We start from the raw sequence: 24,568 nt of genomic DNA, 5'->3' as shown, positions 1-24,568 counted from the left end.
CCATGAGCGCAAATGCGGTCCCTCTGATCGGTGTCAGCGCCTGCCGCCAGCAGGTGGGGAAGAACTCGTCGCACACGGTGGGCGACAAGTATGTCGAGGCGGCCGGCTTTGCCGGGCTTCCGCTGATCCTGCCGGCGCGCGACGGGGGCAGTGACCCCCAGGCGCTGGTGGCGCGGCTCGATGGCATTCTTTTTACCGGCTCGCCTTCAAATGTCGAGCCGCATCATTACAATGGCGCCCCCAGCGTGGAAGGCACTCGGCACGACCTCGCGCGTGACCGCCTGACCTTGCCTTTGCTGCAGGCGGCCATTGCCGCCGGCGTGCCGGTGTTCTGCATTTGCCGTGGCTTCCAGGAACTGAATGTGGCCCTTGGTGGTTCACTGCACCAGCGTGTGCAGGAACTGCCCGGCTACCTGGACCACCGAGAACCTGAGGATGCACCCCTTGAGGTGCAGTACGGCCCTCGACATCCCGTGGCCATCGAGCCGGGCGGGTTGTTCGAGGGCTTGGGCCTGGCTGCGCAGTTCGAGGTCAACTCGCTGCACAGCCAGGGCATCGACCGCCTGGCCCCTGGGCTGCGTGTCGAGGCGCGGGCCCCGGATGGCCTGATCGAAGCGGTGTCGATGCCTGACGCTCCGGGCTTCGTGCTCGGGGTGCAGTGGCACCCGGAATGGCGTTTCGCCGAAAACCCGGTCTCCCGGCGCCTTTTCCAGGCGTTCCGCGAGGCCTGCATCGCCCATGCTGCACGGGAGGGTTAACGGCAGAAGCATTCTGACGTCATTACCCGAAGGTCTCGGATGACCCGCTCCCCTGCAACAGCTTTCAATGAGTGAAGCGGGCCTTGTTCGCAAGGCCCGTGAAAACAATACCAATAGTTACGGCAAATACTCATGAGCGAATACACTGAAGCCGGCCGCCCACCCGACGTGGCGACCGACGCAGGCAACACCCAGCGCGCCAGCAAGGGCCTGGCAAAGGGCCGCCTGGGCCTGCTGGCCAGCGTGGTGCTGGGCATTTCCACCATCGCGCCGGTCTATACCCTGACCGGCGCCCTCGGGCCGACCGTACGTGAGGTGGGCGCCCACCTGCCGGCAGTGTTCATCGTGGGCTTCTTGCCCATGCTGCTGGTGGCTCTTGGCTACCGCGAGCTCAACGCCGCCGAGCCTGACAGCGGCACGTCATTCACCTGGTCGGCACGTGCCTTCGGGCCGATGATCGGCTGGATCGGTGGCTGGGGGCTGGTCGTCGCGACCACCATCGTGCTGTCCAACCTGGCGGGCGTGGCCGTCGATTTCTTCTATTTGTTCCTCGGCCAGATCACTGGGCAACAGGCGTTGGCCGCGTTGGCGGACAACCTGTTGATCAACGTGGTGACCTGCTGCGTGTTCATCGCCCTGGCCGTGTGGATCTGCTGCCGAGGCATGGGCACCACCATGACCGTGCAGTACGGCCTGGTCGCTCTGCAGCTGCTGGTGCTCATCGGCTTTGCCTTCGCCGCCTTCGGCGAGACCACTGCGCCGCCACCGCTGGCCTTCGACCTGTCCTGGTTCAACCCGTTTGGCGTCGAGTCGTTCTCGGCGTTCGCCGCTGGTCTGTCGCTGTCGATCTTCATCTTCTGGGGTTGGGACGTTTGCCTGACGGTCAGCGAGGAGTCGATCGGCAGTGACGAGGTACCCGGCAAGGCCGCCACCTGGACCGTGCTGCTGATCCTCGGCCTTTACCTGGTCACTGCCATCGCCACCCTGCAATTCGCCGGGATCAGCGACGTCGGCCTGGGCCTTGGCAACCCGCGCATCCAGGAGAACGTCTTCGCCCACCTGGCCGGCCCGGTCATGGGGCCGCTGGCGATCCTGATGTCCATCGCGGTACTGGCCAGCACCGCCGCCTCCTTGCAGTCGACCTTCGTCTCGCCGGCGCGCACGCTGCTTGCCATGGGCTACTACGGCGCCGTGCCGCAGCGTTTCGCCAGTGTCTGCCCGCGCTCGCAGACTCCGCGTTACGCCACCATCTGTGCCGGTGTCGCCGCGGCGGTGTTCTACGTGACCATGCGCACCCTCAGCGAGAACGTGCTGGCCGACACCATCACGGCCCTGGGCATGATGATCTGCTTCTATTATTCGCTGACGGCCTTCGCCTGCGTCTGGTATTTCCGAGACAGCCTGTTCGACAGCGTGCGCCACTTCTTCATGCGTGGCCTGTGCCCGCTGGTGGGTGGGGTGATCCTGTCGGTGATCTTCGTGCGCACCGCGATCGACAGTGCCTCACCGGACTTCGGCAGCGGCTCGCATGTTGGCGGGTTGGGGCTGGTGTTCGTGATCGCGGCGATCATCTCGGCGCTGGGGATCGTGCTGATGGTGCTGTCGCGCTGGCGCGCGCCGGCCTATTTCCTGGGTGCCACCTTGCAGCAGCAGGCCAAGCTTCGATTGCAGGAGTGATGAAAAAGGGGCTGCCTTGCAGCTCAATCGCGGGCCAAGCCCGCTCCCACAGGGTTCGTCAACGGCCTTGTGGGAGATTCTATGGTTGTGGGCAAGCATTTTTAGCTGTTCTGGTGACGTATTCGCCCTGGCTCTTCAGTAGGGCGAATGCGACTCTGGCGAGCTTTCTGGCCAAGATCACCAGGGCCTCAGTAGTGGCCTTACCCTTGCCCCTATGGTGTGCATAAACGTCTTTCCAGACCGCTGATCGACTAGCTGACATGGCCGCATTGTGCAAAAGGCGTCGTATCTCAGAACAACCCCGTTTGGTGAGCCGCCGACGGCCAGTTTTTTGCCCGGAGTCAGAGATTTGCAAGTCCATGCCCAAGAAAGCGATGAATGAATCACCATTCTTGAAATCCCCCCGGATAAACGCTGTCACCAACCCCACAGCGGTCAAAAATCCGATGCCTTCTATCTTTTGGCAACGGGCGACCTGCTCGCTTAATCCTGCTTCGCGTACCAACTCCTTGAGCTTTTTCTGAAGCAGTACATCGAGTTTCTCCATGCTCTTGGCAAAGGATTTGAACACGGTCTCAAGGCTTCTCTCATTGGACCAGCTTTGCGTCAAGGCGGTGCGTGCCGAGACCAGCGAGGCGCGGCGACGCAGAAGGCTCTGGAGCTTGCCGTAGACGGCTGGAGGTGGGCTCCAAGGACGTAGTCCACTGCCTTCGCGGGAAAGATAGCGAGAGAGTAGATAAGCGTCAGAGGCGTCCGTCTTCACCCGACCACCGACGCTCTTTCGATAGTTACTGAGCTGGAAGCCATCGACCACGTAGACTTCAAAGCCTTTTTCATAAGCCATCTCCACCAGGTCGAGATGGTAGGTATTCGTTGCTTCGACGCAGATAGCGGTATTGGCGGGTTGTTGTCCCAGCCATTTCTTGATTTCGGGTTTGGTATTTTTCAGCGAGGACTGTTCATCACGGTCTTCGAAATGGACAACCAATTCGACTTTGGCCACATCCACACCAATGATGAATTGGCTTACCTGCATTGCCATTGGCCACACTCCCACGTATGGTTTTTCTGCTTGGAGGGGTTTTCACCAAGAGGCGCTGGCTTGCTTCTATCGTCGCTTGCAAACGATGCATTCTTTATCGGCGCTTTGGTGAAGGGGTGGGGCGATGTCTCCCACGGTCTGTACTGCGGCTAACAGTCAGAATCGGCTTTTTCGTCCCACCACCCCTTCAAGTATCACCATACAAGCGGGCTTGGCCCGCGATTGGGGCGCAAAGCGGCCCCTTTTGCTTTCAGCCGATCAGTTGCTTGAGCAGTGTTTCATGACGCTGCTGCTGTTTCTTCAACCGCAGGCGGTTGGCAACGAACACCGCCTTCAATTCGTTCAGCGCCACGTCGAAATCATCATTGATGATGACGTAGTCGTACTCGTCGTAGTGCTGCATCTCGCTGACCGCTTCCTTCATGCGGCCTTCGATGATGGCCTCGCTGTCCTGGCCACGGTTGTCCAGGCGCTGGCGCAGGGCCTGCTGGCTCGGCGGCAGGATGAACACCGACAGTGCCTCGGGCATCAGCTTGCGCACCTGCTGTGCGCCTTGCCAGTCGATTTCCAGGATCAGGTCGTAGCCTTGTTCGAGGGTCTGCTGCAACGCGCTGCGTGAGGTGCCGTAGAAGTTGCCGAAGACTTCGGCGTGCTCGAGGAAGTCGCCTTGCTCGATCAGGGCCTTGAACGCCTCGTGCTGGACGAAGTGATAGTTCACCCCGTGCTGCTCGCCCGGGCGCATTGCGCGGGTGGTGTGGGAGACCGAGACGCGGATTTTCGGGTCGTCCTTGGTCAACGCGGTGACCAGGCTGGTCTTGCCGGCACCGGAAGGGGCCGAGACGATATAGAGGGTGCCGCTGCTGTGGTTCATGGTAGGGGTGGCCTTACTCGATGTTCTGTACTTGTTCACGCATCTGTTCGATCAATACCTTGAGGTTGACCGCCGCCTGGGTGCTGCGTGGGTCGAACGCCTTGGAGCCCAGGGTGTTGGCCTCGCGGTTGAGTTCCTGCATCAGGAAGTCCAGGCGCCTGCCGGCGGCGCCGCCGGACTTGAGCACCCGGCGCACTTCGGTGATATGGGTGCTGAGGCGGTCCAGTTCCTCGGCGACGTCGCTCTTCTGCGCCAGCAGGACCATCTCCTGCTCCAGGCGCTGCGGGTCGAGCTCGGCCTGCAGGTCGGCGAAGCGGTCGAGGATACGTTGGCGTTGAGCGGCCAGCATCTGCGGCACCAGGGCGCGTAGGGTGGTGACTTCGGTAGCCATGCTGTCCAGGCGTTCGTTGATCAGCCGGGCCAGCTCGAGGCCTTCGCGCTGGCGCCCGGCCTTGAGCTCGGCCAAGGCTTCGTCGAACAGGGCCATGGCTTCGGCGTTGAGAGCCTGGGGATCGCTGGCATCGCCCACCAGCACGCCCGGCCAGGCCAGGACTTCCAAAGGGTTGAGCGGTGCCGGTTGCTTGATCAGCCCGGCGACGGTTTCCGCAGCGGCCACCAGCTGTGCGGCACGCTCGCGGTCGACCTGCAAGGGCTTGCCGGTGCTGTCTTCGCTCAAGCGCAGGGTGCACTCCACCTTGCCCCGCGACAGGCCCTGGCGCAGGCCTTCGCGCACGGCGCCTTCCAGGTCGCGCAGGGCCTCGGGCAGGCGCAGGTGGGGCTCCAGGTAGCGGTGGTTGACCGAGCGGAGCTCCCAGGCCAGGGTGCCTTGGCTGCCGGCGCGCTCGACTCGAGCAAAAGCGGTCATGCTGTGCACCATGGAGAGTACCTCGCGAAATCTGAATGAACGGGGAAGCCTTTCGGCTGCAAGGCGCGGGATTGTAACGCAGTGCGGCGTGGGCGCCCAATCCACCCATGTTACAGACAGCCTGGCGCCGGTGTAGGGAAAGACGACAGGCTGCCGGGCCGCGACAATAGGCATGTCCTCCTGGGGCGGCGGGCCTTATAATGCTCCGCAGATTCAAGTCCCGGTACAGGTATCCCAGATGAAACGTCCAAGTGGTCGCGCCGCCGATCAGCTCCGCTCGATCCGCATCACCCGCAACTACACCAAGCACGCCGAGGGGTCGGTACTGGTCGAGTTCGGCGACACCAAGGTCGTCTGCACGGTCAGCGTCGAGAATGGTGTTCCCCGCTTCCTCAAGGGCCAGGGCCAAGGCTGGCTGACCGCCGAATATGGCATGCTGCCGCGCTCCACCGGCGAGCGTAACCAGCGCGAGGCGAGCCGTGGCAAGCAGGGTGGCCGTACCCTGGAAATCCAGCGCCTGATCGGCCGCTCGCTGCGCGCCGCGCTGGACATGAGCAAGCTGGGCGATATCACCCTGTACGTCGACTGCGACGTGATCCAAGCCGACGGTGGTACCCGTACCGCTTCGATCACCGGCGCCATGGTCGCCCTGTGCGACGCCCTGGCCGTGATCAAGAAACGCGGCGGCCTCAAGGGCGGCAACCCGCTCAAGCACATGATCGCTGCCGTGTCCGTGGGCATGTACCAGGGCGAAGCGGTGCTCGACCTGGACTACCTGGAAGACTCCGCCGCCGAGACCGACCTGAACGTGGTCATGACCAGCGCCGGAGGCTTCATCGAAGTGCAGGGCACCGCAGAAGGCGCTCCGTTCCAGCCGGAAGACTTCAACGCCATGTTGGCCCTGGCCCAGAAGGGCATGAACGAAATCTTCGAACTGCAAAAGGCCTCGCTGGCCGATTGATCGCTACGCCAAGGAGGTGTGGAACATGAACGAACCTGATCTGCCGATCACGCCGCCCAATGCCGAAATCCGGCAGTGGGCGATGTTCTGCCACCTCTCGGCGCTGATTGGCCTGGTGGTGCCGCTCGGGCACCTGCTGGGCCCATTGGTGATGTGGATCTGGAAGCGTGAACTGGACCCGTTCATCGATGCCCAGGGCAAGGAGGCGCTGAACTTCCAGATCAGCGTGACCATCGCTGGGTTCATCTGCTTCCTGCTGATGTTCGTGCTGGTGGGAATCGTGCTGTTCGCCATCCTGACGGTGGCGGTGCTGGTTCTGGCCATTGTTGCGGGGGTCAAGGCCAATGAAGGCAAGCCTTACCGTTATCCGCTGATCTGGCGGCCGATCAAGTAAGGCTGGTTGCCCCAATCGCCGGCAAACAGGCTCCCACAGGGGCCTGCACAATCCCTGTGGGAGCCGGCTTGCCGGCGATTGGGCTGCAGGGCAGCCCCAACGGTCAGATGGTCAACGTCCAGTCGTAGTCCACGATCAGCGGTGCATGCTGGGAGAAGCGTGGCTGGCGCGGCAGGCGTGCATTGCGTACGAAGCGGCGCAGGCCCGGGGTGAGGATCTGGTAGTCGAACCGGTACCCCAGGTTGAGCATCTCGGCCTGTTCGTTGTCCGGCCACCAGCTGTACTGGTCGCCTTCACGGCTGACTTCGCGCAGGGCATCGACATAGCCCATGTCGCCGACGATCGCGTCCATCCAGGCGCGCTCCGGCGCCAGGAAGCCCGGCGATTGCTGGCTGTCGCGCCAGTTCTTGATGTCCAGCTTCTGCTGCGCCACGTACAACGAGCCACAATAGATGTACTCGCGACGCTTGCGGCGCTGCTTGTCCAGGTACTTGGCGAAGTCGTCCATCAACTTGAACTTCTGGTTCAAGTCTTCGTCGCCGTTCATGCCCGAAGGCAGCAGCAGGCTGGCAATACTGACTTTGTCGAAATCTGCTTGCAGGTAACGCCCGTAGCGGTCGGCTGTCTCGAAGCCCAGGCCGGTGATGACTGCCTTGGGCTGCATCCGCGAATACAGTGCCACGCCACCTTGGGCTGGCACCTCCGCGTCGCAGGCGTAAAGGAAATAGCCATCGAGCTGGAAAGCTGGGTCGTCGAGTTCAAAGGCCGAGGCGCGGGTATCCTGAAGGCAGATGACGTCGGCATTCTGGGCTTGCAGCCAGCTGAGCAGTCCACGCTCGGCCGCAGCCTGAATGCCATTTACGTTCACACTGATGATCCGCATAAATGGCCCCAAAAATCTCGTGCGTGTATGATACCCGAGCTCAACTCATTTAGCTAAATCCGTGGTATTCGGGACTCTTCATGCAGCCGTATCAGCGCGACTTCATTCGTTTTGCCATCGATCGCGGGGTTCTGCGCTTCGGTGAGTTCACCCTGAAATCGGGGCGTACCAGCCCGTACTTCTTCAATGCCGGCCTGTTCAATACAGGTTCGGCCCTGGCCCAACTGGGGCGTTGCTATGCGGCGGCCATCGTCGACAGCAAGATCCCGTTCGACGTGCTGTTCGGCCCGGCCTACAAGGGTATCCCCCTGGCGGCGGCGACCGCCGTGGCCCTGGCCGAGCAGCACCAGCTCGACGTGCCTTGGTGCTTCAACCGCAAGGAAGCCAAGGACCACGGCGAAGGCGGCAGCCTGGTCGGCGCCCCGCTGGCCGGTGACGTGCTGATCATCGACGACGTGATCACCGCCGGTACTGCCATCCGCGAGGTCATGCAGATCATCAATGCCCAGCAGGCCAAGGCCGCAGGCGTGCTGATCGCGCTGAACCGCGAAGAGCGCGGCAATGGCGAGCTGTCGGCGATCCAGGAAGTCGAGCGCGACTTCGGCATCCCGGTGGTCAGCATCGTGTCGCTGACCCAGGTGCTGGAGTTCCTGGCCGACGACCCGCAGCTCAAGCAGCACCTGCCGGCTGTCGAGGCCTATCGGGCGCAGTACGGGATCTGATCAGGATCAATGCAAGCAAAAAAGGCGACCCTCAGGTCGCCTTTTTTGTAGCCGTTGTGCGTACAGGCCTTATCGCCGGCAAGCCGGCTCCCACAAGGATTGCACTGCCCCCCTGTGGGAGCCGGCTTGCCGGCGATGGGGGCTGCTGACGACTCAGGAGCGCTTGGTGTTGGTGATCAGGGTACCGACACCGCTGTCGGTGAAGATCTCCAGCAACACGGCGTTCGGTACGCGCCCATCGATGATGTGCGAGCTGTTCACGCCGCCTTGCACCGCTTCCAGGGCGCACTTGATCTTCGGCAGCATGCCGCCGTAGATGGTGCCGTCGGCGATCAGTTCGTTGACCTGCTCGGTGGTCAGGCCCGTCAGCACCGTGCCTTGCTTGTCCATCAGGCCGGCGATGTTGGTGAGCAGCATCAGCTTCTCGGCCTTCAGCGCCTCGGCCACCTTGCCGGCCACCAGGTCGGCATTGATGTTGTACGATTCGCCGTTCTTGCCCACGCCGATCGGGGCGATCACCGGAATGAAGTCGCCCTTGACCAGCATGTTGAGCAGGTCGGTGTTGACGCTTTCCACTTCACCCACATGACCGATGTCGATGATTTCCGGCTGGGTCATCTCCGGGGTCTGGCGGCTGACGGTGAGCTTCTTGGCGCGGATCAGCTCCGCATCCTTGCCGGTCAGGCCAATGGCGCTACCACCATGGCGGTTGATCAGGTTGACGATGTCCTTGTTGACCTGGCCGCCCAGCACCATTTCCACCACGTCCATGGTCGCCGAGTCGGTGACGCGCATGCCATCGATGAAATGGCTTTCGATCGACAGGCGCTTGAGCAGGTCGCCGATCTGCGGGCCGCCACCGTGCACGACCACCGGGTTGATGCCCACGGCCTTCATCAGCACGATGTCACGGGCAAAGCCGGTCTTGAGCTCTTCGCTCTCCATCGCGTTGCCGCCGTACTTGATCACCAGGGTCTTGCCGACAAAGCGGCGAATGTAGGGCAGTGCTTCGGACAAAACCTCGGCTACATGGGAAGCGGCATCGCGATCGAGGGTCATGCAGGGCTCCAGGTAAGGAACGGATAGTCGTCAGAACGGCAGTTGCAGGCCTGATTCGACCCGCAGCAACTGCTCGCGGAATACAGCCTTGATACGTTGCAGTTCGGCGTCGCTGTCGGCCTCGAAGCGCAGCACCAGCACCGGCGTGGTGTTGGAGGCGCGGACCAGGCCCCAGCCATGGGCGTAGTCGACCCGCACACCGTCGATGGTGGTGAGGTTGGCATCGCCCCAGGCAGCGTCGCGTTGCAGTGCATCAATGATGCTGAATTTACTCTCGTCGGTCACATCAATATTGATTTCCGGCGTGGAAATATCGTTCGGGAACGCAGCGAACAGGCTTTCAGCGTCCTGGCCGGCCTTGCTGAGGATCTCCAGCAGGCGCGCGGCGCTGTAGATGCCGTCGTCGAAACCGTACCAGCGTTCCTTGATGAAGATATGCCCGCTCATCTCGCCGGCCAGCAGCGAGCCGGTCTGCTTCATTTTCTTCTTGATCAACGAATGGCCGGTCTTCCACATCAGGGCGCGGCCACCGTGTTGTTCGATCAGCGGGGTCAGACGGCGGGTGCACTTGACGTCGAAGATGATCTCGGCGCCTGGGTTGCGCGACAGCACGTCCTGGGCGAAGAGCATCAGCAGGCGGTCGGGGTAGACGATGTTGCCGGTATTGGTCACCACGCCCACGCGATCGCCGTCACCGTCGAAGGCAAGGCCGATGTCGGCACCGGTTTCCTTGACCTTGGCGATCAGGTCCTCGAGGTTCTCGGGCTTGCCCGGGTCCGGGTGGTGGTTGGGGAAGTTGCCGTCGACCTCGCAGAACAGCGGGATGACCTCGCAGCCCAGGGCTTCGATCATCTGCGGGGCGATGACGCCGGCGGCGCCGTTGCCGCAATCGACCACGACCTTGAGCTTCTTGGCCAGTTTCACGTCGCCGGTGATCTGCTGGAAGTAGCGCTGGAGGATCTCGACCTTCTCGACGCGGCCTTCGCCACGGGTGAGGTCATTGGTCTTGAGGCGGGTCAGCAGGGCCTGGATCTGCTCGTTGGCCAGGGTGTCGCCGGCGATGACGATCTTGAAACCGTTGTAGTCAGGCGGATTGTGGCTGCCGGTGAGCATCACGCCGGACTTGCCGGCCAGTACATTGGCGGCGTAGTACAGCGCCGGGGTCGGCACCAGGCCGACGTCGCTGACCTGGCAGCCGGCATCGGCCAGGCCCTTGATCAGTTGTTCCACCAGCATCGGGCCGGACAGGCGGCCGTCGCGGCCAACCGAGACCTGGGGTTCGCCCTGGGCCAGGCTCTGGGCGCCGATGGCGCGGCCGATCCAGTAGGCGGTCTCGCCCGTCAAGGTCTTGCCGACCACACCGCGGATGTCATAGGCGCGGAAGATGCTCTCGGGCAGTGCGGGTACCAGGTGGGCCATGTCGTTCATCTCTGGGGGTGCTCCAATAATCAAAGGCTTCTGGGCAGGCGCAAACTGAACGCTTGGACGGTGCATTTGCCAGAGAGTTCGCCATCCATGGCCCAACGGTCGGTCTATCGGCTCAGTGGCTACCGGAATGGCCGAAGCCGCCCGCGCCGCGCTGGCTCTCGTCGAACGACTCGACGATGTCGAAATGCGCCTGCACCACCGGTACCAGTACCAGCTGGGCGATGCGCTCGCCGATGGCGATGGTGAAGGGCGTCTGGCCGCGGTTCCAGCAGGAGACCATCAGCTCGCCCTGGTAGTCCGAGTCGATCAGGCCGACCAGGTTGCCCAGCACGATGCCGTGCTTGTGGCCCAGGCCCGAGCGCGGAAGGATCATGGCGGCCAGGCCCGGGTCGCCGATATAGACCGACAGGCCGGTTGGGATCAGCAGGGTCTGGCCCGGCTCCAGGACGGTGTCTTCCTTGAGCATGGCGCGCAGGTCCAGGCCGGCGGAGCCGGGTGTGGCGTACTGCGGCAGCGGGAATTCGTTGCCCAGGCGAGGGTCGAGGATCTTGGCTTGAAGAGCGTGCATGTAACTTATTGAACCTGGTTGAGCCGTTCGGCGATGAAGGCGACCAACTGACGAGCGATCTTGCCCTTGCTGGTCTGCGCGAAGAGGGTCTGGTGCTGCTGGCGGTCGATCACGGTCAGGGCGTTTTCCTCGCTGTTGAAGCCGATGCTGGGGTTGGCCACATCATTGGCGACGATCAGGTCGAGGTTCTTGTCCTTGAGCTTGCGCGTGGCGTAATCGAGCAGGTGTTCGGTTTCGGCGGCGAAGCCGACGCTGAACGGGCGGTCGGCACGGCCGGCGATGGTCGCAAGGATATCCGGATTGCGCACCATCTGCAGCAGCATGCCGTCACCGGTCGTAGGATCTTTCTTGAGTTTTTGCGGGGCGACGACTTCCGGGCGGTAGTCCGCGACCGCGGCCGAGGCGATGAACAGATCGCACGGCATGGCCGCCTCGCACGCCGCGAGCATGTCCCGTGCGCTGACCACGTCGATCCGGTTGACCCGGTCGGGGGTCGGCAGGTGCACAGGACCCGTGACGAGGGTCACCCGAGCGCCGGCTTCGGCGGCCGCCTCGGCCAGGGCGAAGCCCATCTTCCCCGAACTATGATTGGTGATGTAACGCACCGGGTCGATGTTTTCCTGGGTGGGGCCGGCGGTGATCAGCACGTGTTTGCCGGTCAGTGCCTGGCGTTTGAAGCTCTCGGCTGCGCACCAGGCAAGGTCCGTGGCCTCGAGCATGCGCCCCAGCCCCACGTCGCCGCAGGCCTGGCTGCCGGAGGCCGGGCCGAACACCTGGATACCGCGGCTCTTGAGCAGTTCGAGGTTGGCCTGGGTGGCCGGGTCGCGCCACATGGCCTGGTTCATCGCCGGGGCGACGGCCACGGTGGCATCGGTGGCCAGCACCAGGGTGGTCAGCAGGTCGTCGGCCATGCCTTGGGCCAGGCGTGCCATGAGGTCGGCGGTGGCCGGGGCGATCAATACCAGGTCGGCCCACTTGGCCAGTTCGATGTGCCCCATGGCCGCTTCGGCCGCGGGGTCGAGCAGATCCATGTGCACCGGGTGGCCGGACAGCGCCTGCAGGGTCAGCGGGGTGATGAACTCGGCACCACCTCGGGTCATGACGACGCGCACCTGCGCACCGTGTTCCAGGAGTCGGCGAATCAGCTCGGCGCTCTTGTAGGCGGCGATGCCGCCACCCACGCCGAGAACGATGCGCTTGCGATACAGCCGCTGCATAGGCTTGCCTTTTTCCAGTGAAAGCGGGCGGCGACGACAACTGCCTGCGGCAGAACGTCGCATCTACGGAGCGGGATAGATTAACACAGGGCCGAAACGGGCCGCAGTAACACGCAAGGAGGGGTATGAACATCAGGGAGTGGCCGGCGGATGAACGGCCGCGGGAGAAACTGTTGCAACGCGGTGCGGCCGTGCTGTCCGATGCCGAATTGCTTGCTGTATTACTGGGCTCGGGTGTAGCCGGGCGCAACGTGCTGGACCTTGCGCGCGGGCTGTTGGCGCGCTTTGGCGGGCTCAGGCAGTTTCTCGAGGCCGGCCGCGAAGCCGTACTGCGAGAGCCAGGCATGGGACCTGTGAAATACGCGCAGTTGCAAGCCTTGCTGGAGATCGGCAGGCGTTATCTGGGTGAGTCCATCGAGCGTGAGCCGGCCCTGGAGAGCCCGGCGTCTGTGCGGCGCTACCTCAAATCCATGCTGCGCCATGAGGCCAGCGAGGTATTCGGCTGTCTGTTTCTGGACACCAAGCACAGGCCGATTGCGTTCGAGATCCTGTTCAGAGGGACGGTCAACCGAGCGGACGTCTACCCCCGTGAAGTGGTGCGGCGCTCATTGCTGCACAATGCGGCGGCGTTGATCTTGTGCCACAACCATCCTTCGGGCAACAGCGAGCCGAGCCAGGATGACGTGCACCTGACGGTTTCGCTGAAGCGGGGGCTGGCATTGATCGATGTGCGGGTGTTGGATCACATCATCATTGGCGACGGGGAGCCGCTGTCGATGGTCGAGCAGGGGTGGCTCGTAACCTAGCTATCCCCAGGCCCTCACCATCCTGGAGCGGCCTTGTGCCGCGAAAGGGCTGCGCAGCAGCCCCTTGCCTCGTGGTGGGCAGTAGAGCCCTGGGGCCGCGTTGCGGCCCTTTCGCGGCGCAAGGCCGCTCCTACAGGGCTTTAGCGATTGACGGAGACCTTGCTGAAGTCCAGCCGCCCGAACGGGCTCACCTGGTACCCCTCCACCCCCTGGCGCAGCAGCGTGGCCGCAGTCGGGTGGGCCAGCGGTAACCAGAGGGCCTGCTGGTGGATCAGCGTCTGCGCCTGCTGGTACAGACGGCTGCGCACGCTCTGGTCGTTGGTGGTGCGTCCGGCGCTGATCAACTGGTCCAGGCGGTTGTCGCAAAAGCGCGCGAAGTTGGTCCCCGACTTTACCGCCGCGCAGGAAAACTGCGGGCTGAGGAAGTTGTCCGGGTCGCCGTTGTCGCCTGCCCAACCCATGAACAGCAAGTCATGCTCGCCAGCCTTGGCCCGGCGGATCAGCTCGCCCCATTCGATGACGCGGATCTCGGCCTTGATGCCGATCTTGGCAAGGTCCGCCTGGAGCATCTGCGCGCCCAGGTTCGGGTTTGGGTTGAGCAGGCTGCCCGAGGGGCGGGTCCAGATCGTCGTGGCGAAGCCGTCTGCCAGCCCGGCCTTGGCCAGCAGCGCCTTGGCCTTTTTCAGGTCCAATGGGTAGCCGGTCAGGTCCTTGGCGTAGCTCCAAGTGTTGGGCGGGTAGGGGCCGTTGGCTGCGGTGGCGGTGCCCTCGAACACCGCCTTGAGGTACGCGGGCTTGTCGAAGGCAAGGTTGATCGCCTGGCGCACCTCGGGCTTGTCCAGTGGCGGATGCTGGCTGTTGAGGGCGACGAAGGCGGTCATGAAGGCAGGGGTGGACGCGACCTTGAGGCTGCCGTCCTTGCCGGCTTCGGCGATATCCAGCGGCTTGGGCGACAATGCCACTTGGCATTCGCCACGCTTGATTTTCTGCAGGCGTACGTTGGCGTCTGGTGTGATGGCGTAGATCAACGGGTCGATGGTCGGCTTGCCAGCAAAGTAGTCGGGGTTGGCGCGGTAGCGCACCACGGCGTCCTTCTGGAAGCGCTGGAACACGAACGGCCCGGTGCCCACCGGTTGGCTGTTGAGCTTCTCCGGCGTGCCAGCCTTGAGCAGCTTGTCGGCATACTCGGCGGAGTAGATCGAGGCGAAGCCCATGCTCAAGGTGGCCAGGAAGGTGGCATCCGGGTGGGTCAGGGTGAAGCGCACGGTGTGCGGCTCCGGTGCCTCGATCAGCTTGATCAGGCTGCCCAGTTGCAGCGACTGGGCGTGCGGGTAGCCGCCCGCAGCGGTCTTGTGCCAGGCATGGGCGGGGTAGAGCATGCGCTGGAAGCTGAACAGCACGTCGTCGGCATCCAGCGTGCGGCTGGGCTTGAACCAGGGCGTGGTATGGAACTTCACGTCGTTGCGCAGCCTGAAGTCGTAGACCGTGCCGTCATCGGACACCGTCCAGCTTTCGGCCAGGCTGGGCACCACCTTGCCCAGGCTGGCATCGAACTCCACCAGGCGGTTCATCAGCACGTCTGCCGAGGCATTGGTGGTGGTCAACGAATTGTACTGGACCACGTCGAAACCTTCGGGGCTGGCCTCGGTGCAGACGGCAAGCGGCGCTGCCTGGGCGAGGCCCGTGGCGAACAGGGAAGCGAACAACAACGAAAGGGCGGCGGCACGCATGGTGGCTCCTTGGCTGGCCAGATGGCCCATTTTATCGATCTATGCAGTCGGAAACGTCCTACCCTAGTGTGCACATCGCTAAATGACCACCCTCTTTTTCATGGGCACGGCGACGAGCGGTCGACAGCGCGCAGGGCTTGTCGCTATGCTGGCCTGGCGCGCTCGGCCCATTCAGGCAACGCATCTTCTGTTGTTGTGGCCGAGTCTTTCTGGTATAAAGCAGCGCTCTTTTCTAGGGGCACGGTCTGTCGCGCAAGCGGATCCGGTCGATAAGACCCCCGGAAACACGGCGCCTGGCGCCATAGACTGAGAGATTAAGCGGCCAACCCATGCCGGGTTGGGCATGTGGTTTTAGAGGGCTGAGGCATGTCGAGAGTCTGTCAAGTTACCGGTAAGGGTCCGGTAACCGGGAACAACATTTCCCACGCAAACAACAAAACCCGTCGTCGTTTCCTGCCGAACCTGCAGCACCACCGTTTCTGGGTTGAATCCGAGAAGCGTTTCGTGCGTCTGCGCGTTTCCGCCAAGGGCATGCGTATCATCGACAAGCGCGGTATCGATGCCGTCCTGGCCGACATCCGTCGCGCTGGCGCCAAGGTTTAAGGGAGAACATCATGCGTGAATTGATCCGTCTGGTTTCGAGTGCCGGTACCGGCCACTTCTACACCACCGACAAGAACAAGCGCACCACCCCGGACAAGATCGAGATCAAGAAATACGATCCGGTCGTTCGCAAGCACGTGGTGTACAAGGAAGCCAAGATCAAGTAATTGATCGGCGACCTAAAAAAACCCGCTTCCGTGAGGAAGCGGGTTTTTTTATGCCCGGCGTTCAGCTTCAGTTGAACGCGAAGCCCGAAACCGCGCCGCTTGCATCGACACGTACATGCACGCGTTCGGGGTCGAACTCACGCGTGGACATTTCATTGGGGCCTACCACGCGTGTGCGACCGGTGACCTGGGTGATGGCGGTTTTGATCGACCCTTCATAGGGAATGCCGACCAGGTGTTGCAGCGCTTGCACGACTTCTTCATTGGTCATGGGGGTACTCCTTGGTTGATGGATTGCCCGGATGGGCCGGGCCATCCTCTCGCCAGGGGAGCTTGCGCCTGCGTTAACTATTACTTTTGTTCGAACATGACGTAGATCTTGCGGCAAGGCTCGAGGACTTCCCAGGTGCCCTTGAAGCCTGCAGGAATCACGAAACGATCACCGGTACGCAAGGTCTTGGCATTGCCGTCCTGGTCGCGCAGCACCGAGACCCCTTGGGTGATTTCACAGTACTCGTGCTCGGTGTAGTTCACCGTCCATTGGCCGACCGCACCTTCCCATACACCGGCGGCGAACTGGCCGCAGGGGCTTGAGTAGTGGTTGTAGACTGCCTGGTCGGGTTCGCCCTTGAGGATTTTCTCCGCCGCTGGGCGATAGCGTTCTGCCTCGGTGAGTGCCTGGGCGAAATCGATGATGCTGTTGATGGTCATGGTGAGGCCCTCTTGTTGTTTAATAAAATGCACATCAGTAGGCTTTTAGGCCTTTCGTGTCAAATATATTGATAGTTTTACCGGGCTGGTTTAGGGTGGCGGGTGCCAGTATGCGCTTGTCGCCCGGCCAGAATTTTCGACAACGTCGTGATGTCCTCAGTACGGCGTTGCACCTTAACAAGAGGAGGAGTTTCGTATGACCACCCTGACTCGTGCGGATTGGGAACAGCGTGCCCAACAACTGAAGATCGAAGGTCGCGCCTTCATCAACGGCGAATACACCGATGCCGCATCCGGTGAAACCTTCGACTGCCTGAGCCCGGTGGACGGACGCTTCCTGGCCAAGATCGCCAGCTGCGACCTGGCCGACGCCAACCGTGCCGTCGAGAATGCCCGCGCCGTGTTCGAATCCGGCGTCTGGTCGCGCCTGGCCCCGGCCAAGCGCAAGGCCACCTTGATCCGTTTCGCAGGCCTGCTGCGCGAGCACGTCGAAGAGCTGGCCCTGCTGGAAACCCTGGACATGGGCAAGCCGATCGGTGACTCCTCCACCATCGATGTCCCAGGTGCCGCCAACGCCATCCACTGGACCGCCGAAGCCATCGACAAGGTCTACGACGAAGTCGCCCCGACCCCGCACGACCAGCTCGGCTTGGTCACCCGCGAGCCGGTGGGTGTGGTGGGTGCCATCGTGCCGTGGAACTTCCCGCTGCTGATGGCTTGCTGGAAGCTCGGCCCGGCCCTGGCCACCGGTAACTCCATCGTGCTCAAGCCGTCGGAAAAGTCACCGCTGACTGCCATCCGCATCGCCCAGCTGGCCATCGAAGCCGGTATTCCGGCTGGTGTGCTGAACGTGCTGCCTGGCTACGGCCACACCGTGGGCAAGGCCCTGGCCCTGCATATGGACGTCGACACCCTGGTGTTCACCGGCTCCACCAAGATCGCCAAGCAGCTGATGGTCTATGCGGGCGAGTCGAACATGAAGCGTGTCTGGCTGGAAGCCGGCGGCAAGAGCCCGAACATTGTGTTCGCCGACGCGCCTGACCTGAAGGCTGCCGCCGAGGCCGCTGCCAGCGCCATCGCCTTCAACCAGGGCGAAGTCTGCACTGCCGGCTCCCGCCTGCTGGTCGAGCGCTCGATCAAGGCCCAGTTCCTGCCGATGGTGGTCGAGGCCCTGAAGGCCTGGAAGCCGGGCAACCCGCTGGATCCCGCGACCACCGTCGGTGCGTTGGTCGATACCCAGCAGATGAACACCGTGCTGTCCTACATCGAGGCCGGCCACCAGGATGGCGCCAAGCTGCTGGCTGGCGGCAAGCGCACCCTGGAGGAAACCGGCGGCACCTATGTCGAGCCGACCATCTTCGACGGCGTGACCAACGCCATGAAGATCGCCAAGGAAGAGATCTTCGGCCCCGTGCTGTCGGTGATCACCTTCGACACCGCAGAAGAGGCCGTGGCCATCGCCAACGACACGCCATACGGGCTGGCTGCCGGCATCTGGACCTCGGACATTTCCAAGGCCCACCAGACCGCCCGCGCTGTGCGCGCCGGCAGCGTGTGGGTCAACCAGTACGATGGCGGCGACATGACCGCGCCGTTCGGCGGCTTCAAGCAGTCGGGCAATGGCCGTGACAAGTCGCTGCACGCACTGGAGAAGTACACCGAGCTGAAGGCGACCTGGATCAAGCTGTAATTCAGCGCGGACGCTTCGCGGGTAAACCCGCTCTCACAGGTTTCATATCGCCCTTAATAATGGCGTAGTACCTGTGGGAGCGGGTTTACCCGCGAATGGGGTTCTGAAAACTAAGCCTAGGAGGGCTGCCATGCGTTGGGGAACCTACTTTGCCGTACTGGCCTCGGTACTCAGCGTTGGGCTCGCGCTCGGCGTGAGCATGCCGTTGGTGTCCCTGCGCCTGGAGGGCTGGGGCTACGGTGGGTTCGCCATCGGCGTGATGGCGGCGATGCCAGCTTTCGGTGTGCTGCTCGGTGCCAGCCTGGCCAGTCGCCTGGCCGGGTGGGTCGGCGTGCCGGCTGCCATGCGCCTGTGCCTGTGGGGCGGCGCCTTGTCGATCGGCCTGGTGGCGCTGTTGCCCAGCTATCCGTTGTGGCTGGCGCTGCGCCTGGCGATCGGCATGGCCCTGACCGTGGTATTCATCCTTGGCGAAAGCTGGATCAACCAACTGGTGATCGAGCAGTGGCGGGGACGGCTGGTGGCGCTGTATGGCAGCAGCTACGCGTTGAGCCAGCTGGCCGGGCCACTGGTGCTGGGGCTGCTGGGCTCGGACGACGATTTCGGCTTCTGGGTCGCGACGGTCTTGCTGCTGTGTGCGCCGTTGCTGCTGTTGAGGCGCGGTGGTGCTCCGAGCACCGATGCGTGCAGCGTCACCTTTGGCGACCTGTTCGGTTTCTGTCGGCGCCTGCCGGTGATCGCCTGGGCCATTGCCCTGTTCGCTGCGTTCGAGGCGATGATCCTGACGCTGTTGCCGGTGTACTGCCTGCAGCAAGGGTTCACGGCAGAGGTGGCATTGTTCATGGTCAGCACCGTGGTGGTGGGCGATGCGGTGCTGCAGCTGCCGATCGGTGCCCTGGCCGACTGCATGTCGCGGCGGACCCTGTTCAGTGGCTGTGCCCTGGCGTTGCTCGTTTCCAGCCTGGCGATTCCGCTGGCCTTGCACACGCCTGCGATCTGGCCGGTATGGGTGCTGTTCGGCGCCAGTGCCGGTGGCCTGTTCACCTTGTCGCTGGTGTTGATCGGCGAGCGTTACCGGGACGATGAGCTGGTGCGCGCCAATGCGCATGTGGCGCAGCTGTGGGGCATAGGTTGCCTGCTCGGGCCGCTGATCGCTGGCGCAGGGAGCCAATGGATCAGTGGGCATGCATTGCCGTGGCTGATGGCGGCGGGGGCGGCAGGGCTGGTGGTGTTGACCCGCCGGCGGGATGCCTTCGAGCCTGCTTCGGCCTGATAAGGAATTTGCGCCCATTCGCGGGTAAACCCGCTCCCACACGTTATGCAGGGCTCTCAATGACAGCGCTGTACCTGTGGGAGCGGGTTTACCCCGAATGGCGGCGGCTCACAGCATCTTCTCCAGCCCCACCGCCTTGCTGATCCAGGCATTGAAGCGCCGCCACAGCCCGCCTGGCTCGGAGGTGAGCATGCGCCGCTTGCCGTTGTCCTCGGTCACCCATACCACTTGGTCGCCCACCAGTTTTGCCTGGTAGCTCAGCGCCGGCGCCATGCCTTCGACAGCCATTTCCCGGGTGTATTCGGCCAGTTCCGGGCTGTCCACCAGTACGCCGACCTCGGTGTTCCACAGCACGGAACGCGGGTCGAAGTTGAATGAGCCGATGAAGGTCTTGCGCCGGTCGAAGACGATTGCCTTGCTGTGCAGGCTGGAGTCGGAGCTGCCGCGAAAGCTCAGGCTGCGATAGGCACTGGGGTCGCCCGGCTGGCGGCGCAGCTCGTACAGCTGCACGCCGTGTTCGAGCAGGGCACGGCGGTAGGGGGCGTAGCCGCCATGCACCGCCGGCACGTCGGTGGCTTCCAGGGAGTTGGTCAGCAGCTTGATCGAGGTGCCCGCATCGGCTCGGCTGGTGAGGTACAGCAGGCCGGACTCCCCCGGCACGAAATACGCGGACACCAGGATCAGTTCGTGCTGTACCTTGGCCAACTCCGGTGCCAGCTGCTGGGTCATCAGCAGGTGCGGGTCCGGCTCGTCCTGGGCCAGAACCTTGCTCGGTGAGTCCCACAGGGCCTGGCTGTGGGCCCAGATCAGCTCGTTGCGCCAAGTGTCCAGGCGTGGGCGGGACTGGTAGGCCATCAGTCGGTCGTACAACGCTTTGTGTTTGACCCGTGCCTGGGCCAGGGAGATTTCCAGGCGTTTGCGGCTGGCGCGCAGGTCGGCTGCGTCTGGTTGGCGCCAGAGGAAGTCGCCGATCGGCCGGCTCAGGGCGCTGTTCCAGTACTGGTCGAAGCTGTGCCCGAGCTGCTCGGCCACCGGGCCCACGCCGAGCAGGTCGATATCGGTGAAGTTCAGGTTGGGCTCGGCATCGAAATATTCGTCGCCGATGTTGCGCCCACCGACGATGGCCATGCTGTTGTCCACCAGGAACAGCTTGTTGTGCATGCGCCGATGCTGGCGCGACAGGTTGAACAGCCGGCCCACGGCGCGGGTGGCCCCCGTGCTGCGTCCCAGGTGCAGGGGGTTGAATACGCGGATATGGATGTTCGGGTGGGCGGCCAGGGTGCCCATCAGCGTGTCCAGGCCGTCGCTGGTGGTGTCGTCGAGCAGGATGCGTACCCGCACGCCGCGGTCGGCGGCACGCAGCAGTTCATGCACCAGGGCGCGGGTGCTCAGGCCGTCATGGACGATGTAGTACTGCAGGTCGATGCTCGCCTGGGCGTTGCGAATCAGCTCGGCGCGGGCACGAAAGGCCTCGTTGCTGTTGGGCAGCAGGCGGAAACCTGAGCGGCCCTCGTAAGGCGCGGCCTGGCGCTGCACCGAGCGGCCGAAGGCCGAATCGCTGGCCGGCAGCGCCTGGCTGACCTGGCGTGGTGTGCCGACGCTGGCGCAGCCCGACAGGCCAAGCAACAGCGCCAGCAAGAGAGGCAGAGCTCGCTGGAGTCTCAAGGGTAGAACGTCCTGTACAGCAAAGGCCTATGGGTTGGACCGTGGAGGGCGGCGCAAAGTTACGCTGGGCTTTCGTCCGCTTCCAGTAGACGAAGGGCGGTTTCGCCCACCTTGCGCACAGCGTCTTCGATCTGCGGCGTGGGCCGTGCGGCAAAGTTCATGCGCAGGCAGTGCCGGTACTTGCCCGACGCCGAGAAGATGCTGCCAACCGCAATCTGCACCCCCTGCTCCAGTAAAGCCCGGTTCAGGCGTAGCGTGTCGAAACTTTCCGGCAATTCGACCCACAGCATGAAGCCGCCCTGGGGCCGGCTGGCGCGGGTGCCTGCGGGGAAGTAGCGGGTGACCCAGTCGCTCATCTGGTCGCGGCCACGCTGGTACTGGCTGCGCATGCGTCTTACGTGGGGGTGGTAGTGCCCAGCCTCGATGAAGTCGGCGATGGCCAGCTGCGGCTGACAGGCCGTGCTGCCAGTGCTGATGTACTTCATGTGCAACACCCGCTCCAGGTAGCGCCCGGGTGCCACCCAGCCGACCCGCAGCCCCGGCGCCAGGGTCTTGGAGAAGGAACTGCACAGCAGCACGCGGCCGTCTTCGTCGAACGACTTGATGGTCCGCGGGCGAGGGTAGGTGTAGGCCAGGTCGCCGTAGACATCGTCTTCGAGGATCGCCACGTCATAGCGCTGGGCGAGGTTCAGCAGGGCTTTCTTGCGCGCCTCCGGCATGATGTAGCCCAGGGGGTTGTTGCAGCTGGGGGTGAGCTGGATGAGCTTGATCGGCCATTGCTCCAGCGCCAGTTCCAGGGCCTCCAGGCTGATGCCCTGGAGCGGGTCGGTAGGGATCTCCAGGGCCTTCATGCCCAGGCCCTTGAGGGTCTGCATGGCGCCATGGAAGCTGGGCGATTCCACCGCAACGATATCGCCTGGCTCGCATACGGCGCGGATACTGGTAGACAGCGCCTCATGGCAGCCCGTGGTCACCACCAGGTCGGCCGAGCCCAGACGGCAGCCGGAATCCAGCATCAGCCGTGCGATCTGCTCGCGCAGGGCGAGGTTGCCGTGGATGTTGTCGTAGTACAGCCCCGGCATGTCCTGGCGTCGGCTGAGCTGGGCGAGGCTGCGCAGCAGGGGTTTCAAGGTCGGGCTGTCGATGTCGGGCATGCCGCGACCCAGCTGCATGACATTCTTCTGCGGTGTGCTGCGCACCAGTTCCAGCACCTGCTCCCACTGGGAGATATCCACCGGCCGCTGGGCCGGGCGGCTGACGGCGGGAAGGGCAGGGAGGCTGCGGTCTTCGGCGACAAAATAGCCGGACTTGGGCCGCGGCGAGACCAGGCCATTGTCCTCGAGCAGGCGATAGGCCTGCTGCACCGTGCTCAGGCTGACCCCATGTTCCAGGCTCAACGCACGCACCGAGGGCAGGCGCTGGCCGGGGCGGTACAGGCCTTGTTCTATGCGGGCGCCGAGCAGTTCGGCGAGGTTGAGGTAGAGCGTCACGGCATACTCCTGCGCCAAGTGGGCATGCAGACCAGTACAGATCGGCTGAAAATACAGCATTCAGGGCCCGCCCGGCCAATTCTGTATGGAAATAATAAATCCGTATTGGATCTGTATGGCCTTGGGTGCCGACGGGCATGCTTCTCCTACAGTATCTACTGATCGGGAGAGGGCAGCGATGGACGGCATGAGCGATGTGCGCTTGCAACTGTTGGCCAAGGAACTGGACGCCGGGCAGCGGGACAAGGTCTATGGCGCACCGGCGGGCCTGGGCCGGTGGGGTTTGATGGTGCATCGCTGGCGCACCCGCAGGCACTTGTTGCAGCTCGACGATGCCCAGCTTCGGGATATCGGGCTCAGTTGGGCGCAGGCGCGGGAGGAAGGACGCAAACCCTTCTGGAAACGTTGAACACGGTCCCCTGTAGGAGCGGGCTTGCCCCGCGATCGGGCGCGCAGCGACTGTAAAATCAGCCACTACGTTTCACCCGTTGGACCTTGTTTTCCTGGTTTACGGCCGCTGCGCGCCCGATCGCGGGGCAAGCCCGCTCCTACAGGGGACCGCGTCAACCTGGGTTGCCGGTTGCCCGCCCCAGAGCCCCGGCTTATCCTCCTCGCCTAGCCCACCTGCCCCAGGACCCAACCCGATGATCCACAGCGCGCAGCACGCCGCCTCCTACTATGCCGCCAGCAGCGCGCCCCACCCTGACCACGCCTTCCTGCAAGGCGACCATCGCGCTGATGTCTGCATCGTCGGTGGCGGTTATTCCGGCCTCAATGCCGCCATCGAGCTGGCCGAGCGCGGGCTTTCGGTGATCCTGCTGGAGGCGCGCAAGATTGGCTGGGGCGCCAGCGGGCGTAACGGTGGGCAGTTGATCCGCGGGGTCGGCCATGGGCTGGAGCAGTTCCTGCCGGTCATCGGCGAGGACGGCGTGCGCAGCATGAAGCTCATGGGCCTGGAGGCTGTGGACATCGTCCGCGAGCGCATCGAGCGCCATGCCATCGCCTGCGACCTGACCTGGGGTTACTGCGACCTGGCCAACAAGCCGGGCGAACTGCAAGGCTTTGCCGAAGACGCCGAAGAACTGCGCAGCCTGGGCTATCGCCATGAACTACGCCTGGTGCAGAAGGACGATATCCACAGCGTGGTCGGCTCCGACCGCTATGTCGGCGGCTTGATCGACATGGGCTCGGGGCACCTGCACCCGCTGAACCTCGCACTCGGCGAAGCCGCCGTGGCCAGCCGCCTGGGCGTGGGCCTGTACGAACAATCGGAAGTCGTTCGCATCGACTACGGCCCCGAAGTGACCGTGCATACCGCCCAGGGCCGCGTACGTGCCAAGACCTTGGTACTGTGCTGCAACGCCTACCACAACGACCTGAACCGCGAACTCGGGGGCAAGGTGCTGCCCGCCGGCAGCTACATCATCGCCACCGAGCCGTTGGGCGAAGAGCGTGCCCGCCAGTTGCTGCCGCAGAACATGGCCGTGTGCGACCAGCGCGTGGCCCTGGACTACTACCGGCTCTCTGCCGACCACCGCCTGCTGTTCGGCGGCGCCTGCCATTATTCCGGTCGCGACCCGCAGGACATCGCCGCCTATATGCGGCCCAAACTGCTCAAGGTCTTCCCGCAGCTGACCGACGTGCGTATCGACTACCAATGGGGCGGCATGATCGGCATCGGGGCCAACCGCCTGCCGCAGATCGGCCGCCTGGCCAGCCAGCCGAACGTCTATTACGCCCAGGCCTATTCCGGCCATGGCGTGAACGCCACCCACCTGGCCGCGCGGCTGCTGGGCGAGGCCATCAGCGGCCAGCACAGCGGGCGCTTCGACCTGTTCGCCAGGGTGCCGCATATCACCTTCCCCGGCGGCAAGCTGCTGCGCTCGCCGCTGTTGGCCCTGGGGATGCTCTGGCATCGCCTGAAAGAGCTGGCCTGACACCCCTTTGTAGGAGCGGCCTTGTGCCGCGAAAGGGGGGCGCAGCGCCCCCCA

24 protein-coding genes and 1 pseudogene are annotated in these 24,568 nt (G+C 63.7%); 12 read left to right on the top strand and 13 right to left on the bottom strand.

The window, feature by feature from the left end; genetic code table 11:
* Positions 1 to 2 precede the first annotated feature (2 nt).
* Entirely contained in the window at positions 3 to 758 is a 756-nt protein-coding gene (locus ACXHGZ_RS21490; RefSeq protein ID WP_480461446.1) for a gamma-glutamyl-gamma-aminobutyrate hydrolase family protein, read from the top strand.
* Positions 759 to 890: 132 nt separating this feature from the next.
* Entirely contained in the window at positions 891 to 2,435 is a 1,545-nt protein-coding gene (locus ACXHGZ_RS21485; protein WP_084855336.1) for an APC family permease, read from the top strand.
* Positions 2,436 to 2,514: 79 nt separating this feature from the next.
* Here the strand turns inward: ACXHGZ_RS21485 and ACXHGZ_RS21480 are convergent, their stop codons facing one another.
* The 3 genes from ACXHGZ_RS21480 to ACXHGZ_RS21470 all read right to left on the bottom strand — a co-directional run bounded on the left by ACXHGZ_RS21480 (position 2,515) and on the right by ACXHGZ_RS21470 (position 5,225).
* Entirely contained in the window at positions 2,515 to 3,477 is a 963-nt protein-coding gene (locus ACXHGZ_RS21480) for an IS110 family transposase (protein WP_480459995.1), read from the bottom strand.
* A gap of 250 nt (positions 3,478 to 3,727) precedes the next feature.
* The gene (gene gmk, locus ACXHGZ_RS21475; RefSeq protein WP_480461444.1) at positions 3,728 to 4,348 is read right to left on the bottom strand and encodes a guanylate kinase; all 621 of its coding nucleotides are present in this window, start codon (positions 4,346 to 4,348) and stop codon (positions 3,728 to 3,730) included.
* 13 nt (positions 4,349 to 4,361) lie between these two features.
* Positions 4,362 to 5,225: a YicC/YloC family endoribonuclease gene (locus tag ACXHGZ_RS21470; RefSeq protein ID WP_084855338.1), complete on the bottom strand. Its 864-nt coding sequence runs from the start codon at positions 5,223 to 5,225 to the stop codon at positions 4,362 to 4,364.
* 226 nt (positions 5,226 to 5,451) lie between these two features.
* Between ACXHGZ_RS21470 and rph the strand changes: the two genes are divergently transcribed.
* Both rph and ACXHGZ_RS21460 read left to right on the top strand, forming a co-directional pair.
* The gene (gene rph / locus ACXHGZ_RS21465) at positions 5,452 to 6,174 is read left to right on the top strand and encodes a ribonuclease PH (protein ID WP_084855339.1); all 723 of its coding nucleotides are present in this window, start codon (positions 5,452 to 5,454) and stop codon (positions 6,172 to 6,174) included.
* Positions 6,175 to 6,199: 25 nt separating this feature from the next.
* Positions 6,200 to 6,568, top strand: coding sequence for a DUF4870 domain-containing protein (locus ACXHGZ_RS21460; protein ID WP_480461443.1), 369 nt, complete (start codon positions 6,200 to 6,202; stop codon positions 6,566 to 6,568).
* A gap of 103 nt (positions 6,569 to 6,671) precedes the next feature.
* Here ACXHGZ_RS21460 and crc read toward each other — a convergent pair whose 3' ends face one another.
* Positions 6,672 to 7,451, bottom strand: coding sequence for a catabolite repression control protein Crc (gene crc, locus ACXHGZ_RS21455; RefSeq protein ID WP_084855341.1), 780 nt, complete (start codon positions 7,449 to 7,451; stop codon positions 6,672 to 6,674).
* Between the two features lie 80 nt (positions 7,452 to 7,531).
* On the opposite strand from crc, the gene pyrE reads away from it, so the two are divergent.
* A complete protein-coding gene (gene pyrE, locus ACXHGZ_RS21450; protein ID WP_011536401.1) occupies positions 7,532 to 8,173 on the top strand; it encodes an orotate phosphoribosyltransferase in 642 nt (213 codons plus the stop codon).
* Positions 8,174 to 8,326: 153 nt separating this feature from the next.
* Here pyrE and argB read toward each other — a convergent pair whose 3' ends face one another.
* The 4 genes and pseudogenes from argB to coaBC form a co-directional block, all read right to left on the bottom strand.
* Positions 8,327 to 9,232, bottom strand: coding sequence for an acetylglutamate kinase (argB, locus tag ACXHGZ_RS21445; RefSeq protein ID WP_084855342.1), 906 nt, complete (start codon positions 9,230 to 9,232; stop codon positions 8,327 to 8,329).
* 30 nt (positions 9,233 to 9,262) lie between these two features.
* Positions 9,263 to 10,636, bottom strand: a pseudogene (locus ACXHGZ_RS21440) (phosphomannomutase/phosphoglucomutase); the annotation flags it as partial.
* Positions 10,637 to 10,772: 136 nt separating this feature from the next.
* Positions 10,773 to 11,228: a dUTP diphosphatase gene (dut, locus tag ACXHGZ_RS21435; RefSeq protein WP_084855344.1), complete on the bottom strand. Its 456-nt coding sequence runs from the start codon at positions 11,226 to 11,228 to the stop codon at positions 10,773 to 10,775.
* A 5-nt stretch (positions 11,229 to 11,233) separates the two neighbouring features.
* Positions 11,234 to 12,445, bottom strand: coding sequence for a bifunctional phosphopantothenoylcysteine decarboxylase/phosphopantothenate--cysteine ligase CoaBC (gene coaBC / locus ACXHGZ_RS21430; protein ID WP_084855345.1), 1,212 nt, complete (start codon positions 12,443 to 12,445; stop codon positions 11,234 to 11,236).
* 125 nt (positions 12,446 to 12,570) lie between these two features.
* On the opposite strand from coaBC, the gene radC reads away from it, so the two are divergent.
* Complete coding sequence (gene radC, locus ACXHGZ_RS21425; protein ID WP_480461442.1) at positions 12,571 to 13,251, top strand: RadC family protein; 681 nt, start codon at positions 12,571 to 12,573, stop codon at positions 13,249 to 13,251.
* A 140-nt stretch (positions 13,252 to 13,391) separates the two neighbouring features.
* Here the strand turns inward: radC and ACXHGZ_RS21420 are convergent, their stop codons facing one another.
* Positions 13,392 to 14,981 carry an ABC transporter substrate-binding protein gene (locus tag ACXHGZ_RS21420; protein WP_480461441.1) on the bottom strand — a complete coding sequence of 530 codons (1,590 nt, stop codon included), beginning with the start codon at positions 14,979 to 14,981 and terminating at the stop codon, positions 13,392 to 13,394.
* A 366-nt stretch (positions 14,982 to 15,347) separates the two neighbouring features.
* On the opposite strand from ACXHGZ_RS21420, the gene rpmB reads away from it, so the two are divergent.
* Together rpmB and rpmG are read left to right on the top strand one after the other, a co-directional pair.
* Positions 15,348 to 15,584, top strand: coding sequence for a 50S ribosomal protein L28 (rpmB, locus tag ACXHGZ_RS21415; protein WP_043212989.1), 237 nt, complete (start codon positions 15,348 to 15,350; stop codon positions 15,582 to 15,584).
* A gap of 11 nt (positions 15,585 to 15,595) precedes the next feature.
* Positions 15,596 to 15,751, top strand: a complete 156-nt coding sequence (gene rpmG / locus ACXHGZ_RS21410) for a 50S ribosomal protein L33 (protein ID WP_003253507.1) — start codon at positions 15,596 to 15,598, stop codon at positions 15,749 to 15,751.
* A 67-nt stretch (positions 15,752 to 15,818) separates the two neighbouring features.
* Here the strand turns inward: rpmG and ACXHGZ_RS21405 are convergent, their stop codons facing one another.
* The gene (locus ACXHGZ_RS21405) at positions 15,819 to 16,022 is read right to left on the bottom strand and encodes an I78 family peptidase inhibitor (RefSeq protein WP_084855347.1); all 204 of its coding nucleotides are present in this window, start codon (positions 16,020 to 16,022) and stop codon (positions 15,819 to 15,821) included.
* Between the two features lie 80 nt (positions 16,023 to 16,102).
* Entirely contained in the window at positions 16,103 to 16,462 is a 360-nt protein-coding gene (locus ACXHGZ_RS21400) for a cupin domain-containing protein (RefSeq protein WP_480461439.1), read from the bottom strand.
* Positions 16,463 to 16,658: 196 nt separating this feature from the next.
* Here ACXHGZ_RS21400 and ACXHGZ_RS21395 point away from each other — a divergent pair, with 196 nt between their 5' ends.
* Together ACXHGZ_RS21395 and ACXHGZ_RS21390 are read left to right on the top strand one after the other, a co-directional pair.
* Positions 16,659 to 18,152 carry an aldehyde dehydrogenase gene (locus ACXHGZ_RS21395; RefSeq protein WP_480461438.1) on the top strand — a complete coding sequence of 498 codons (1,494 nt, stop codon included), beginning with the start codon at positions 16,659 to 16,661 and terminating at the stop codon, positions 18,150 to 18,152.
* Between the two features lie 130 nt (positions 18,153 to 18,282).
* Entirely contained in the window at positions 18,283 to 19,422 is a 1,140-nt protein-coding gene (locus ACXHGZ_RS21390) for an MFS transporter (RefSeq protein ID WP_480461436.1), read from the top strand.
* Positions 19,423 to 19,530: 108 nt separating this feature from the next.
* On the opposite strand, the gene ACXHGZ_RS21385 is transcribed toward ACXHGZ_RS21390, so the two are convergent.
* On the bottom strand, positions 19,531 to 21,087 hold the full coding sequence (locus tag ACXHGZ_RS21385) for a phospholipase D family protein (RefSeq protein ID WP_480461434.1): 1,557 nt from the start codon (positions 21,085 to 21,087) through the stop codon (positions 19,531 to 19,533).
* 59 nt (positions 21,088 to 21,146) lie between these two features.
* Positions 21,147 to 22,577, bottom strand: a complete 1,431-nt coding sequence (locus ACXHGZ_RS21380) for an aminotransferase-like domain-containing protein (RefSeq protein ID WP_480461432.1) — start codon at positions 22,575 to 22,577, stop codon at positions 21,147 to 21,149.
* Positions 22,578 to 22,755: 178 nt separating this feature from the next.
* On the opposite strand from ACXHGZ_RS21380, the gene ACXHGZ_RS21375 reads away from it, so the two are divergent.
* Together ACXHGZ_RS21375 and ACXHGZ_RS21370 are read left to right on the top strand one after the other, a co-directional pair.
* A complete protein-coding gene (locus ACXHGZ_RS21375; protein WP_480461431.1) occupies positions 22,756 to 22,986 on the top strand; it encodes a DUF1127 domain-containing protein in 231 nt (76 codons plus the stop codon).
* Positions 22,987 to 23,221: 235 nt separating this feature from the next.
* Complete coding sequence (locus ACXHGZ_RS21370) at positions 23,222 to 24,514, top strand: NAD(P)/FAD-dependent oxidoreductase (protein ID WP_480461430.1); 1,293 nt, start codon at positions 23,222 to 23,224, stop codon at positions 24,512 to 24,514.
* The last annotated feature ends 54 nt before the right edge of the window (positions 24,515 to 24,568 follow it).

It is taken from the genome of Pseudomonas shiyinii (assembly GCF_056725765.1).
The sequence above is the reverse complement of the archived record's forward strand: the minus strand, read 5'-3'. Positions and strand labels throughout refer to the sequence as shown.